Source organism: Collinsella sp. CLA-ER-H3 (genome assembly GCF_040092425.1).
GTDB lineage: Bacteria > Actinomycetota > Coriobacteriia > Coriobacteriales > Coriobacteriaceae > Collinsella.
Map to the genome: position 1 here is coordinate 15,176 of NZ_JBBNLP010000014.1, position 14,486 is coordinate 29,661.

A 14,486-nucleotide genomic window follows, 5' to 3' on the forward strand; every position below is an offset into this window, starting at 1 on the left:
GTCTCGTAGTAAATCCTCAATGAAGAAGTATTCATCTTTAAACCGTGTTCTTTCTCTCGGAAACCGTTCCGACTTCGGGACGGACGTAAACGGAGGACACTTGCGCTTTCACTGCCCTCTCGATGTTCTCGATACGATCACTGCCCTCCTGAAGAGTGCGCCTTGAGGCGGCTGACTCCAATGCTGCCGCGACTGCAATTGAGTCTCTTGTCTGAATTGAAGTCGGCACGTTGAGTCTCCGGCTGTTTGACCTTCTCAGAAACTCACCGACCGAGGGGGCTCCCCTTAGGTCCCTCACGGTCCTAGCTCCGATAAAACCCTCGATTGCCACGAGAGACTCATTTAGCGACTCGGCGTCAGCTCGCGCCCCATCAAGCGACACGGAGAGCTCACCCAGCCTATTTCTCAGCCCGTCTAGGGTCAAACTCGCTTCTACGGCATAGCGTTCAGCCCCTGACGCGCCGGCAGATATCTTTGATAATGCCGCGCTGCAGAAAGCGGTATCGGTATCAATTTGGGATAAAAGAGCGTTTCTCTCTTTCCTGTCTGCCGGCGTAAAAGATAAGGACGACTCCAGCTCGGCAAGTCTCGCCCTGGCAGACGAGATCTTTTCAGAACGCTCAAGAACCTCCTCTGCAATAGATATCGACGACTCGATCTCATGGACCTCGTGCTCCATAGCCTCGACCTTGATCATCTGAGATCTGAAGGCATCCTCGACCTCCGTGACGGAGCTGAACCCATTTGCGGAAATAACGGACAGGGCTTTGACTCCGGCACTAATTGCGCCGATGCCGGCACGCTTCGACTTAGATGCAATCCTCCACTTAAGAGCATTGTCAAAACCTTTATTCTGCGGAGTGTAGCCAATGCTCTTTGTTTTCGCCTCGCTCAGTTTGCGACTGGAGATTCTCGATTCGATATCCCCGGCTACAACATCGACGGGTATTCCCAGCCGGGCACGAATGCCGAACTCGTCGTAATTTAAACCGAGTGAAGACGCAAGTACCTTCTTGTCGTGCCCGCCGCTATCGGGGTGCCTATAGCCGATACCCCTGCGGCTCCATTCGACCGTAAAGCCATCGGCCTCGAACCTCTCTACGAACTCATCCCAGTTGGAGCTGTTTGCGATTGACCTATCTATGGCGTCTCTGATTTCCGCAACCCAGCTTCGGCCTCCACGGCGCCTAAGTGAGCGCTCAGCCTCACTCATGCGAACTGACTGAGCCGTTGGTTTCCTTCGTCCTTCACGTATTGCCTTGCGGCGTTCAGACAGGTCCGGCAACATCCCCATGCCATGTTCACCGGCAATCTCTTGTGCGACGCGCGCCATGGAATCGCTGTCCTCGGGCGTAATTTGAACCTTCAATCCGCTGTTCGCGTTCACCGCATTAAGGATGACGTGCGCGTGCATAACACCACTTGCGTTGTCGTCATGGACAGACCAGATCCACTGCCAGCCCCGATCGGCAGGCCAAACCCTCTCACACCATTCCTGGGCGAGCTGGCCAACCTCCTCTGCCGACGCGCGATCCCTGGGGTCCGGCGATAAAACCCACTGATAGTAGTTCCTCCAGACCAAGTCAGGGTTCGACCGCCTCTTGTTCTCAAACCACTCAGGAGGTTTGTCTTTTCCGAACCTCTTTCTAGTCGCATCCATTACCTTATGCCATCCGTAAGGGGTATCGGGCAGACCTGGAGAGTGCCCGAACGCCATGGAGCGCGAGGCAGACTTATCTCCGGCAAGATATTTTTCCATTCTCTCTTCGTGGTCCTCAGCGCTTCGATGCCCAAATGACAAGTAGTCATCGACCTGTTTACAGCTGCCTTCACCACCCGAGAGCGTCTTAAGAAAGGGCATTACGTCTCCTTTCAGTCGGATATTCAGCCTCGATTGCACGCGATAGACGCTCGCAGACATCAATCAGACATGGCTCGACGGTATCGATTGCCGAGAATATGGCCATAGACACCCTTCTCGCTTCGGCAGCGCGTGACTGTCCCGCTATCGCCTTTGCGTTTAAATTGAGCTCAGACAGTTGCGCCGAAATCGTAAATAGCTCGTCCCAGATATCCCTTAGGGTTGATCCTGATGAGGCATTAGTCTCGTAGAGCGCCTTGTACAGAATGTACTCAGTGACGCTCATGTTGAGGCTGTTTGCCAATGCACGAATGGCTTCCGCTTCCTCAACGGTGCTCCTGGCTTCTATACGCGCCCTTTTTGGCTTTTTCTCACGGGACGTTTCACCCATGCGCCGTCTCCTAACTCATGCTTTAACTAGCGTAGAGCAGCGACACGTACCGTGCCGTACAGTTTGGTGACATGCGGTGCCAATGTTTTTGCAGGTGAATAGCTGTGGTATTGCCGAACTACGACATTGCTGAATTACGCACAAACTGGAATAGTGAACAGCGTAAAAGATGATTTGCTGAACAGTGCAATAGCGTAATAACGCGACTACGTAACTACGCAACAACGTAATAGAGGGAAAATCAAAATACGGAAGGTGGGGGGGCGCTTGCCACAGCCCAGTTCGACGTTTAACAGCGCCCTTCATCTAAAGCGGTCACCGCAATTCAATGTCCTCGCCCTAATAGCGCAGCGAAACCGATCTTTCAATCGGAATCCATCCGATCGCTTCTCGATTATCTTGTGGGTCACGTCTTGGTTGAGAGCTCAAGGCAAGATGGATGGCTGGAGTCGATTACGGACATCCCATTTGGTTCAATTACGACGCATTGTTTCGTACATACCGAGATAGTGAATAATGAAAAAGCTGAATAACCGAACTGTGACATAGCTGAATAACGTAACTACGAAATATCGGAACTACGCAACATTGCAGCTGCAACATAACGATACTATTGAACATTCAAAGAATGGGAATCTAGTCGAACCTGCCGACACACCCTAGATAATGTCCATCGGCAAAAACAGCCACCAGCGACCCCGCGCTCCCGCCTGAACGATCCGAAGGGGGGGACTAGGCCTTGAATCAAACTGACCAAGTGTGTCTCGTTAGCCTGATGGCCACAATTTGGCTGACAAGTAATGAGGCGAATAACGACAGGGTCGGAGTTCAGCCCATCTGTCCGGCACTGTGCGATGCCCCGCGAATGCGAGACCGAATATGCCGTGCTCATAACTGATTGACGAACGACGACCCTTCCAAATCAACGAAAAGAAGATATTGGCTAATAACTCTTTATCGTAAAAAGCGAACAACAGAACTACGTAAGGGCTGAATAACGGAACTGCGCGGTTACGTAACAACATAAAAACGCAACTACGTCACAGTGTATCTACGACATAATGCAATAGTGTAAGAACGTAACTTCGTAACGCCGAAGGCGCCGGGTTTTAGGGCAGAGCCCTAACAAGCGCCGCCTTCGGCGGCGGTACGCTACCGGGCAAAACGCAGTTTTGTACGGCAGCGTACGACTCTTGCGGACAAAATTCAGGACCGAACGGTATGATGTTCAATAGTTCTGCTATTCCGTAGTTTCGTGGTTCGCATGTTACGGTTTGCTGCTTTTGCGTTATTGCATCTTGTCGTTATTACGTAGTTCTATAGTTCGCTTTTCCCGTTGTCCATGTATTCACCTATTCCGTATTTCAGCAGCTTGTCAAAAGATCTAACGGGCAATGGGGCCCGGTGATAAATGGTTTCCCATTCGATACCGGAGCCCCATTGCCCGTTAGATCGAGTTAAATAGAAAAACGCCGGGGCCGTCTTTTGGCGGCCCCGGCGTTTCGTCTTATGCCGATGCGGCGGTCACTCTGTCGCCTCTGCCGAACCCATAACCGGATTCATAGCCGTCGGCTTTGACATAAGGATCGCTAGTAGTCCTGACTTTAATCTTGGTCGTCCTCAAGCCGATCCCATCCATGTGACGGTTGACGGATTCGGGGACGACGATCGCGAGCGCCATGGACTCGTCATTGCTGACCTGCTCCGCATAGGCTCGCTTGAGGCCGGAGATGAAGCCAAGCATCCACGTCCCCTTTACGCCCTTCTGGCGTGAGACATTCCCGTACCCCAGGGCCTTCATTCGCGCGCAATAGGTCCTGAAGCAGTTCTCGGCCGCATTGGCGCTCGCCCTAAAACAGCACGAGGCGACAACTGAATCCTCGCCCTCGCCAACGAAAACGACAGTCCTTCCATTGTTGCTATATGACGTGTAGGCCCTGCACCTGTAGTTCGCTGCAACAACAAGTGCAAGGGTTTTCTTCCACTCGGGAATTCGACGACCGAGATCGCAGGCCTCCTCGCCGACTTCTGCCGGTGAATCATCCAGATTGATGTCCTCCAACTTGAGGTTGTTCGAAACGAGGAGCCTCTGGAGCGCCAACGAGGCGGCACGCGCTTCGCCTTCGGTCGCGGCGCCGTCGATTAGGGCAACGATCTTCTTGATCTTCTCGTCGATGTTCTTCATGGTTATCTCCTTTGGAGTGGGGCGAGGACCCGGAGGCCCTCGCCATTGACGGTTCTAGAGATTAGGCAGCTTGTTTCGAGTGATCTGGGCTGTGGGGACACCCCAGTCATTGACGTTGATGAACAGCTGGAAACTCTGGTTCGCATAGGTCAGGTTGATGAACATGCTGCCGTTCGAGCACTCAACGCCACCATCCGGGAAGCTGGCGACGAGCATGTCCTTCTCGGTATGAAGCTCGGACTCAAGCCACGCCTCACCGTCCTCGCCACTCCACTTGAAATGGCTCTTGACGCAATGGGGGCCGATCGCCTTGAACGGCTCGTCCGTCCAGGACCCGATTTTGCCCCATTCGTACTCGATCGCGAAGGAATAAGGATAGAAATCGTCCTTGGAACGAGTCGTGACAAACCCGAGTTCAGACATCACCTTGCAGAAATCGAATGACTCATGGTCGGGGTAATCCTCCTCGATCCCGCCAAAACTATTGCTAGCGGGAATCTTCTTCAGCTCTTCGATGACGGCTTCGAGGTCTTTCTTGGACGGAAACCTTATTTCACCGATACCGGATGCGTAGTAGCCCATCTGGCTCCTCCTAACCGCACGGCGTCGGCACCGCCCCTTGCGTGTGCCCCTCGCGACCCCGCCGCGCGTCGCTTTAGCTCTGGCGAAAGCCGCCGCGGGCGGTCGCACCGGCGCAGCCGGCGGCCGAGGGGGTCGCAGGGGGACGGGCCGCATCCGTCCCCCTGCGAGGGGCGAGCGTTGTGCGCGCTTTCGACGGCCGTAGGGGCCCCGTGTGTGGCCCCAGGCTGTCGGAAGGGAGTGCAACGCGAGCCCCGGGGAATGGCCCGTGGGGGTCCAGGGGGAGGCGGCGCGGAGCTCTCCCCCTGGGCGGCAGCCGGGAGAAAAAGGGGGCGGCTCCCAGCTGGGAGCCGCCCCTGATGTAAATCCGACCCTATCGCCCCATTGGGTGTGCGGGGTATCTGTCTTGCGATTCGTCAAATACCACCGACAGGACTTCTTCTTCTCGCTTGAGATAGAAATAGAGAAAGAGGGCGCAACAGATCGGGTAAGCGAAGGCGATCAGCAGCCTGATTTCAAAGAGGTAGGCCAACGCGATGGGTGCAAGGCTTTTAATCAAGATCGCGACATCCACCAGTGTCGGCCTTACGCAATCGCGCCGAATGCCTTGAAATCGCTCGCTTAAAATCATATAGTCGATAAATCCCATGATATTCCTTTCTACGCTATGGTTTTCGTGGGCTTGACTGCGAGCCGCCTCCCCAAAATGCGGCTCGCTTTTCTTTTCGATCTCACCTCGCTTTCCACTGGACTGAAAGCGACTTGGGGCAGGTCTGCGAACAGCCCTGCCATTGGTTTGCCCCCTATGCGGCGGACTCCGTTACTCGGGCAACCATGCTGCCGCTGAACATGCCGTTAGGGGCGAGTGTGCTCGCTGCCATTGCGACGATGAACGGATAGCCGATCTCCAAACACTTGCGGTACAGGTTCAGGGTCTCGCTCTCATCGATCGGTGCCTTGTCGTGCGCTGGGAACTGACCGACATAATATGCGCGCCCGTCCAGAATCGCAAACCTCGCCGACAGTCCGGTTCCGGGTTCAAAGGAGCGCTCGATAGCCAAACCGTGCAGATAGGCGCTGTAGACCTTGAAGCTGCCCCCTTCGAGGACATCGGAGACGACAATCCCCTTGTCGCCGGAACCGTCATCGAAAAGACCGTCGTAGCGGAAAAACCCGTACCTCGCAGTGCCCTTAATCTCACTGAGAATCGCCTTGTTCTTATTAGAGACGCCCTCGACACGGTCGAGGTACTCATCGATGCACCCACGACCGAACACCATGCTGTCGAACATGATCCACTCGGTGAAGGCATAGTTGAGCACTGCCTGAGCAATCCCCTCGCAACCGTCAAAGTCGACCTCGTCGCCACAGACTGCTCCAAAAGAAGCCCATGCCTTATCGAGGAACTCGCCCTTGTGCAGCGCGCACCACATGCCCATGCCCTCGATCGCCCTGTCGACGGCTTCCTCATCGTAGGCCTTGGCAGTCTCCTTCTTGTCCATGATCGGACCTCCTAACCGCACGGCGTCGGCACCGCCCCTTGCGTGTGCACCTCGCGACCCCGCCGCGCGTCGCTTTTGCTCTGGCGAAAGCCGCCGCGGGAGGGCGCGGCCCGTCAGGGGTCTGCACGGCAACCTCCACCAGGCCCCGCGCCCCGCGCGGGGGCTTGTGCGGGGTTCCGTGCGGGCCCTTGACGGGACGCGCCCCCCGTGGCGACGGAGCGTGCGCGGTCGGGTTGACGCCCTGGCGCGCGGCCGCGCCCCGCGCGGGCCGACGGCGGTGGCCGCGTCTTGCCCGGCAGCGTCCGCACCGGCGCAGCCGGCGGCCGAGGGGGTGGCAGGGGGACGGGCCGCATCCGTCCCCCTGCGAGGGGCGAGCGTTTTGCGCGCTTTCGACGGCCGTAGGGGCCCCGTGTGTGGCCCCAGGCTGTCGGAAGGGAGTGAAACGCGAGCGACGGGAGAGGGCCCGTGGGGGTCCAGGGGGAGGCGGCACCGGAGCGCTCCCCCTGGGCGGCAGCCGGGGGATGAAAAAGCCCGCCGGGCTGGGGCGGGCTTAATCGGGATCTCCTTGCTAGAACGGGATATCCTCGTCGTACAGGTCAACCGCCGGCGGGACGGCGGCAGGCGCCGGCAAGGGCGCGGGGGCCGGGGCTGCGGCGGGGGCGCTGCCGCCCTGACGCTGGCTCATGAACTCGATCTCGTCCACGATGACCTCGAGCTTGGAGCGGCGCTGACCGTCCTTCTCCCAGGAGCTGTAGCGCAGCTTGCCCTCGATCGCGACCTTGTTGCCCTTGGCGAGGAAGCGGCTCACCGCCTCGGCGCGGGTGCCGAACATGGTGCAGTCCACGAAGTTGGGGTAGTCCTCCCACTCACCGGTCTGGGAGTTGCGACGGCGGTCGTTCACGGCGACGCCGAAGGAGAGTACCTGCGTGCCTCCCCCGGTGACGCGAAGCTCCGGGTCGCGGGTGAGGTTGCCGGTGATGTTGACGCGGTTGATGCTCATGATGATATGCCTTTCATCGCATGTTGGTGAAGTTGGTGGGTCGGGGCGAGTCGCCGCCCCGACCATTGGTGGGACTAGTCGGTGACGCGGAAGAAATACTCCAGCTCTTTACCGGTGAGATTCTCCATCGCATAGCCGTCCGCGATCCTCCACAGTGAGTCGTAGAGCTTCGACAGTTCACGGTTGCCGTCATAGTGCTGGAAAATCTTATGATTCAACACCATGACGAGGTCGGTGAGGTAACGGAAATCCGACTTCCACTCTCCAAAGGCGCGATTGAACGTGTCGCGGACCGCATCCTTTCCGAAAGCATCGGCGATGGAGAAGTCGCTCCAGAAGGTGGTGCTGAAGCCGTCCTCGTAGGGAATGGCGTAGGGATCGGTCTGCGCTACCGGGATGTTGATAACCATTGCGTCCATGATCGGACCTCCTTACCGCACGGCGTCGGCACCGCCCCTTGCGTGTGCACCTCGCGACCCCGCCGCGCGTCGCTTTTGCTCTGGCGAAAGCCGCCGCGGGAGGGCGCGGCCCGTCAGGGGTCTGCACGGCAACCTCCACCAGGCCCCGCGCCCCGCGCGGGGGCTTGTGCGGGGTTCCGTGCGGGCCCTTGACGGGACGCGCCCCCCGTGGCGACGGAGCGTGCGCGGTCGGGTTGACGCCCTGGCGCGCGGCCGCGCCCCGCGCGGGCCGACGGCGGTGGCCGCGTCTTGCCCGGCAGCGTCCGCACCGGCGCAGCCGGCGGCCGAGGGGGTGGCAGGGGGACGGGCCGCATCCGTCCCCCTGCGAGGGGCGAGCGTTTTGCGCGCTTTCGACGGCCGTAGGGGCCCCGTGTGTGGCCCCAGGCTGTCGGAAGGGAGTGAAACGCGAGCGACGGGAGAGGGCCCGTGGGGGTCCAGGGGGAGGCGGCACCGGAGCGCTCCCCCTGGGCGGTGGCCGGGGGATGGAAAAGCCCGCCGGTTCGGAGCGGGCTTCGTCGGGATCCCCTCGCTAGAACGGGATATCCTCGTCGTACAGGCCGACAGCGGGCGTGATGTGTAGGCGGCCTGCGTCGGCGCTACTCCTCGGAATCCTCCGGCTTGATGGTCGACAGGTCCATATGCCTGCGAGCCTAGAAGAATATAAGCCAGATCGTACCCAAGAGCAGGGAGACATATCCCACAGCGGTCACGAGGAAGTCTATGAAGGCGAGGGCCGCGGCAGTATCGACCCGGATGCCACAGGGAGCCAAGTTCGATGCGAACCCATGCAGGGGATACATGGCACAGATGAGGCATATCGATTCGAGACCTGCCGCCAACAGGGGATTCACCCCCGCCAGCTCCCTCGGATAGAACAAGCCCATCAGGACGGAATCCGCCACCAGCGCCGCCCAAATCAGGAACACGCCGACCTTAAATGCCTTGGTGTCCTCGACCAATGCCAGGGGCATCATGCAGCCTAAGAAATCGAGCAGCAAGGCCGAGGCGATCAGCGGGACTACCATCAGTCTGCCAGGCTCTCGGCGGAACCGGCATCCATATCGGATTTTGCCAGCAGACCGCTCAAAAGCGACGGCAGATCGACACCGGTGCTGTCCTTCAGACCGGATGCCACCTGGTCGACAATCGTGGTGGTCTCCTTCACGAGTTTCTGGGCGTTGCCCGATCCGTACATCTTGATGGAATCGACGGCGGTGAGGGGCTTCGCAACCTGCTCGGCTACCTTGGGCATGATGTCGATGTAGCGGTTGGCGAGCAGGTAGGGGTTATCCATACCGTTGTACGCCTCGGCTTGGGCCTTGATGCCCGCCGCGACGCCCTCGCCGTGGGCCTTCTCGGCCGCACCCTCGGACTCGCCCTTCAGGCGCGTAGCTTCGGCCTCGGCCTTCGCTCGGGCCTGGATGCCCTCGGCGTCCTTTTGGGCGGAATACAGCTCGGCGTCGGATTGGTTCTGGCGCTCGATACGGGCGGCTTCGGCCTGCTTCGTGCGCTTGTAGAGGTCGGCTTCGGCTGCCTGCTCAGCTGCATAGCGGTCGGCTTCGGCCTGCTTCTTCACGGTCGCGTTCAGCTCGCGCTCCCTCACGTCCGCTTGGCGCTCGGCGAGCTCGACCTTCTTGGTCTCCGCGGCGATCTCGGCCTCCTGCTGGGCGATATAGAGCTCGCGCTGCTTCTCGGCCGTCACGGTGGCCTTCACCATATCGGCCTCGGCTTTTGCCTTGTCGGCCTGTTTCTTGAGGTCGGCCTGCTTCAAGTCGAGCTGGTTCTGGCGTATGGCGACCTCCTCGGCCGCCTTGATCTGCGCCAGCTCGGCTTCCTTTTTGATTTCCGCCGCCTGGTCGGCGCCCATGGAGCGGATGATGCCCTGGGAGTCGGAGAAGTCCTGCACATTGAAGGTGCGCAGCTCGAGGCCGAGGTTCGCAAGGTCGTCCTTGGAGCCGTCGAAGACCTTTGCGTTGAAGCTCTCGCGGTCGCGCATGAGCTCCTTCAAGTCCATCTGGCCGATTACCTCGCGCATCTTGCCCAGCATGACCTCGGTGACCTGTCGAGTCATCTCCTCCTTATCCATGTTCAGGTAGTTCTTGGAGGCGGTCTCGATCAGCTCGGGGGTCTGGCCGATCTGGAAGTTCGCCACGGCGCAGGCGTGGATGAGGATCGCGTCCTGCGTGGGGATATCATTCTCGGTAGTCAGCTGCACCTGCACGGCACCCAGCGAAAGGGTGTCGACGCGCTGGAGGAGCGGGATAACGAAGGTACCCTTGCCGGAGACGGAGCGCATCTTGCCAGCACCTGAAACAATCATGAGCTTATCCGGCGGACATTTGCGCCAGCAGGACTCGAACACCATCATCACGACCAGGATGCCGATGATGATGGGGAGCAGGTCGAAGATTACAGATTCGAAGAGCATCATAAGGGTTTCCTCCCCTTCAAGGGCGGCTCAAAAAGAGCCGCCCGTTTATAGACAATTTCGTCAGTGGGTGTCAGGGCGGCTATACGGCCACCCCGACACCGGTTCAGTCAAACCATGGGGACTCAAGACGGCGGACTATCTTTGCGTCCAGATTAATTTGTATAAGACGAGAATCAATGCCGCCGTGAAGAGAAGCTGCAGACAGAAGAAGTAAAACGCGGCTTCTATAATTATGTTGTTGGCTGTCATCAAAGTCTCGAATGCTTTCCATGTCTTGTCTGTTTCCGCGTCGGAAACAGACTCGCTCTGATCGTCCGAACCGACATCAGACGCGTCTCCGTTTAGGTCGACATCGACGACGACGTGGTTGCCGTCAGCGGAGACCACGGCGGCCGTCGCGTTCTCGGCTTATGCCGGAGGGGCGCGATGCAGCCAATTGATGCAGCGACAATGGCCAGGGCGACGAGCGGCCTCACTCTGCGGCGGGTAATTTCATTTCCATTCTCCATTCTTCCCAGAGCAAACAATTCCTCGAAGCCGCCCGACCTTCGCCCGTGAGAAGAGGTGTTTCTCAGGGCGGCGCCGCCCCGGGGAATGTATCCGATTAAAATGCACGCAGAGTATGCTTGGGCTAGTTTTCCAAGGCCAGGATGCACGCCCTGATATACGCGCTGGCAGTGAGGTTTGAGGGCAGAATCTCCGGATGTGCCGCGCGAGCGCTCACGAGTCCGGTAATGAGGTCCTTGTACACCTCGTAGGGGACGAGGGCCGTCCGGCTATAGCGCGTGGCACTCATCGATCGCTTGGGGTTGTCCAAAACGGAAAGATCGAGCTCCCCACCGTTGATACGGTCGCGAAGTGCATCCTCGATGACACGGCTGACATTGGCGTCTCTCCTGGGGCCGCCTTTCAGTTTGAGCTCGAGAACGCGACGCTCGAGGATTTCAGCCTCGAGCGGCGAAGTCGAGAAGGTGACCCTCTCTTTTTTGGATCCAGAAGATACCTTGCTGGCAGCGGGAGCCGTCGCGGGTTTGGGCTTGCGGACACTCGCAGGAGAAACGGGCGATGCGGCGACGCCGTCCTGAACAGGTTCTTGCGGGGCGGGCGCCGCAGGACGGGGTGCAGGACGATTCTGTGCCCCAAAATTTGGCAAAGTGAAGCGTGGCGCATTGCTCATCATGTCGCCAACGAGGTTATCGGGTAGGTTAGAAGCCACAGTTACTCAACTCCTTCGGTTTCACCGGCTGCGGGCTTGAGCTCGCACCAGTTCATGATGTTGCCTACAAGGACGTCATACTCGAAAGCTGCACCCTTGAGGACGTTCATCTCGTAGATGCTGCGGCCGTTCGCCTGCGCGTCCTGGATGGCGACGGTTATACCGATTCGGCGCTGGAAGACCTTGAGACCCATTTTGGGGAACTCTTCGACCATCTGGGAGGCAAAGGCCCTCGCGAGCTTGGCGATACCGCGATAGAGCGTGATGAGGACGGCAGGGGCGCTCATCCACGCGACCTCATAGGAATCGGATACCGCGCTGAGGAGCTCGAGGGTCTGCTCGACGGCCTCGGTGCCGAGCCTGTCGGCGGTAGTCGGGATGACGAGATGGGTGGCGGCAATGGTGGAGGAAATCGTCGAGAAAGTCATGCCGGGCTGGGTGTCGACAACGACGGCATCGAAGCCGTGCTGGGAGACGGCCGACTCTATTGCGCGCGTCAGAGAGTACTCATTGATCTCGTTGCCCTCGAGGTCCCTCTCGTCAGAGACGTTGGCCAAATCGAGATCGCCGGGCACGGTCGCCTGCCCGTCCTCGGTGCAAACCACTTGGACGCCCTTGAGGAAGCTGGAGCTGCAGCAGGTGCCTTTCGCGACGCAGTCCGACTCGATTCGCCCAAGCGAGCCCTGGGGATCCATATCCACGGCTAGGACCTTGAGGCCGCGGCGGCGAAGTCCGTCGGCGATTGCGTCTGCTGAAGTCGTCTTGCCGACGCCTCCCTTCTGGTTGGTGAACACGATCACAGGGGTGAAATTCGGCATAGTGATTCCTTTCAAATTGAAATTGAAAACAATTAGAGCCAGAAAATGCCTAGGAGCGACTGGCGATGCTCATGACCACAAGAGCGATCGGGATGGCGATGAGGCACGCCGCCGCGCCGACAATGAACTGAAGGACGGCGTAGGCGAGCCCGCTCGCAAAAAAGGCTACGAGCGCGCCGAGCCCCAAGATAAATTTGATGATTGAAATGTAATTAGGATAAGAAGACATATAACCTCCAATGCCCTAGCTGGACCGATGGCGGAAAACCCGCATTGAAGGTTGTTATTAAATAATAACAGAACAACGTCACTGATGAACTGTGAAATAGATGAATAAATGAAACGGCGAAAAAGATAAAGGTGCTAAAACGGAATACAAGAACTTCAGAAAATACGAGGAAGAGAAATACGTATTCAATGAACTAATGAAGGACGTAAAAACGTAACTGTGTAATAACGTAGCCGTGTAACTGCATAACTGTGTAACTACGTAACAGTGCAATAACGTGACTACATCATAACTTAATATCAAATCATTGTACTTTTGCCTTACGTCCTCATCTTGAGTAGCTTTCCTATAAAGGCCTCCACCCAGAATCGTCCTCTTCCCCATCGTCGAATAGCTTGAGCGCGATCGCAGCGGAAGTAATAAGAAGCAGTAAAGCCAACCCATCCAGCTGGAGAAGGTAGCTCAAGCCGGCGAGGGCAAGAAGCAGCCCGGCTGCAAGTAGGATAATGTTACGGGTCATATATGTACCCGCCAAAGGATTACGACGCTCACACGGCATCACCAACGATGATGTTGTAGAGATCGTCGTCTGACGCTACCAACGCGACGATATGGTTTCTCCTCCTGATGACGGTCCTCTTCGACACACCCAGGAGCGCGCCGATCCTCTCGCATGTCAGGTTGTCGATATAGGACAACTGGAAAATAGATCCGAGTCCCGGCTCGTAATCGTCCAGCGCCTCGACGACAACCATTACGAGATTCAATGTCGAATCGATTTGCAGGACGCGGTTCCTCATCCGCTCCCTCTCATTCGATCGGGACGGCAGCTGCCTGAGCGCTGTCTCGCACTGGCTTCTGATCGAGGCCAGATGTCTCAGCTCGGACAGAACGCATCTGACGCGCTCCTCTCGGGCACCGATGCCGCCATCGTCTGAGGAAAGAGACGAGTCATGATTCTCGCTCTCGATCCCGACGATTGCAGATTGTCCATTATTCTCGGTTCTAATCAGCCTTTCCCACGAGTTCCCTTCCATGTCACTTCCCCTTTCGACATTTAAATCGTTCGTTCAGCAGCAAACAGCGAAGATGTGGCCTGTTTGCGGGCCAGGTCTATCGCGGCCTCCTTGTTATCGCCGCGATAGACGATTCCGTTCGCATCCACAACCGGATGGACCGGCCCGTCGCCGATGATGAGCCAGGCGCCGTCGGGAGCCCTTCGCAGGTGCTTTTCGCCGCGGCCTGTTCGCTGGCGTGCGGCCTCGACCATCTTTCGGCAGCCCTTGACGCTCGTGTCGAGAAGCCATTTCCGCAGCTGAGGCATGAATTTATCCTCGCAGCCGGCATCTTTGGCCTCGGCCTGCCGGCGAGCCCACGCAGTGCCGATCTCGTCGGCCCCGAAGCCGAGACGGCGCAGCTCATCGTAGGGCTGGCGTGCGGCGTCGAGCTTGTTGCGGTTGATCGTTTCGTCGGCGATTTTCCTGAAATCGCCTGCGGTATCGACCTGAGAGTCCATTCCGGGATAGACGTCCGGTTGGTTGGTTTGAAAATCCATCCATCCATCCGTCCAATCTTCTGGATAGTCATTACTTATAGGTATATAGGGGGGCTCACCTGAAAAAATTGCAGGTGAGGAAGAATCTTCACGTGAAGATATTTCAGGTGAGGAAGTATTTTCAGGTGAAATTCTTTCCGGTGAGGAAGTTTTTTCAGGTGAAGAAACTTCAGGTGAAAAAACGTCACGTGAAACTTTTGCAGGTGAGGAAGAATCTTCACGTGAAGATATTTCAGGTGAGGAAGTATTTTCACGTGAAAT

At 57.8% G+C, this 14,486-nt stretch carries 15 protein-coding genes; all 15 read right to left on the bottom strand.

Going from position 1 to position 14,486, the window contains the following annotated elements; all coding sequences use genetic code 11:
* Positions 1 to 37 precede the first annotated feature (37 nt).
* On the bottom strand, positions 38 to 1,861 hold the full coding sequence (locus tag AAAX32_RS09630) for a relaxase/mobilization nuclease domain-containing protein (protein WP_349100683.1): 1,824 nt from the start codon (positions 1,859 to 1,861) through the stop codon (positions 38 to 40).
* Entirely contained in the window at positions 1,848 to 2,252 is a 405-nt protein-coding gene (locus AAAX32_RS09635) for a hypothetical protein (protein WP_349100684.1), read from the bottom strand. The genes AAAX32_RS09630 and AAAX32_RS09635 overlap by 14 nt, the downstream gene beginning before the upstream one ends.
* Positions 2,253 to 3,759: 1,507 nt before the next feature.
* Positions 3,760 to 4,437 (bottom strand): DUF2786 domain-containing protein, encoded by a 678-nt coding sequence (locus tag AAAX32_RS09640; RefSeq protein WP_195233525.1) that lies wholly within the window; start codon positions 4,435 to 4,437, stop codon positions 3,760 to 3,762.
* Positions 4,438 to 4,491: 54 nt separating this feature from the next.
* The gene (locus AAAX32_RS09645; protein ID WP_195233527.1) at positions 4,492 to 5,019 is read right to left on the bottom strand and encodes a hypothetical protein; all 528 of its coding nucleotides are present in this window, start codon (positions 5,017 to 5,019) and stop codon (positions 4,492 to 4,494) included.
* Positions 5,020 to 5,389: 370 nt separating this feature from the next.
* Positions 5,390 to 5,665: a hypothetical protein gene (locus AAAX32_RS09650; RefSeq protein ID WP_349100686.1), complete on the bottom strand. Its 276-nt coding sequence runs from the start codon at positions 5,663 to 5,665 to the stop codon at positions 5,390 to 5,392.
* Between the two features lie 154 nt (positions 5,666 to 5,819).
* On the bottom strand, positions 5,820 to 6,518 hold the full coding sequence (locus tag AAAX32_RS09655; RefSeq protein ID WP_349100689.1) for a hypothetical protein: 699 nt from the start codon (positions 6,516 to 6,518) through the stop codon (positions 5,820 to 5,822).
* A 568-nt stretch (positions 6,519 to 7,086) separates the two neighbouring features.
* Positions 7,087 to 7,518 carry a single-stranded DNA-binding protein gene (gene ssb / locus AAAX32_RS09660; protein WP_349100690.1) on the bottom strand — a complete coding sequence of 144 codons (432 nt, stop codon included), beginning with the start codon at positions 7,516 to 7,518 and terminating at the stop codon, positions 7,087 to 7,089.
* Positions 7,519 to 7,592: 74 nt separating this feature from the next.
* Positions 7,593 to 7,937 carry a hypothetical protein gene (locus AAAX32_RS09665; protein ID WP_349100691.1) on the bottom strand — a complete coding sequence of 115 codons (345 nt, stop codon included), beginning with the start codon at positions 7,935 to 7,937 and terminating at the stop codon, positions 7,593 to 7,595.
* 689 nt (positions 7,938 to 8,626) lie between these two features.
* Positions 8,627 to 9,001 carry a hypothetical protein gene (locus AAAX32_RS09670; protein WP_154247918.1) on the bottom strand — a complete coding sequence of 125 codons (375 nt, stop codon included), beginning with the start codon at positions 8,999 to 9,001 and terminating at the stop codon, positions 8,627 to 8,629.
* Positions 9,001 to 10,407 (bottom strand): SPFH domain-containing protein, encoded by a 1,407-nt coding sequence (locus AAAX32_RS09675; protein ID WP_349100692.1) that lies wholly within the window; start codon positions 10,405 to 10,407, stop codon positions 9,001 to 9,003. The genes AAAX32_RS09670 and AAAX32_RS09675 overlap by 1 nt, the downstream gene beginning before the upstream one ends.
* 631 nt (positions 10,408 to 11,038) lie before the next feature.
* Entirely contained in the window at positions 11,039 to 11,623 is a 585-nt protein-coding gene (locus AAAX32_RS09680; RefSeq protein WP_349100693.1) for a hypothetical protein, read from the bottom strand.
* Positions 11,624 to 11,625: 2 nt separating this feature from the next.
* A complete protein-coding gene (locus AAAX32_RS09685) occupies positions 11,626 to 12,441 on the bottom strand; it encodes a ParA family protein (protein ID WP_349100694.1) in 816 nt (271 codons plus the stop codon).
* 49 nt (positions 12,442 to 12,490) lie between these two features.
* Positions 12,491 to 12,670, bottom strand: a complete 180-nt coding sequence (locus AAAX32_RS09690; protein WP_195247176.1) for a hypothetical protein — start codon at positions 12,668 to 12,670, stop codon at positions 12,491 to 12,493.
* Positions 12,671 to 13,218: 548 nt separating this feature from the next.
* Positions 13,219 to 13,707 carry a hypothetical protein gene (locus tag AAAX32_RS09695; RefSeq protein WP_349100695.1) on the bottom strand — a complete coding sequence of 163 codons (489 nt, stop codon included), beginning with the start codon at positions 13,705 to 13,707 and terminating at the stop codon, positions 13,219 to 13,221.
* A 20-nt stretch (positions 13,708 to 13,727) separates the two neighbouring features.
* Positions 13,728 to 14,486: hypothetical protein (locus AAAX32_RS09700; RefSeq protein WP_349100696.1), on the bottom strand; the 759-nt coding region annotated here is incomplete at its 5' end.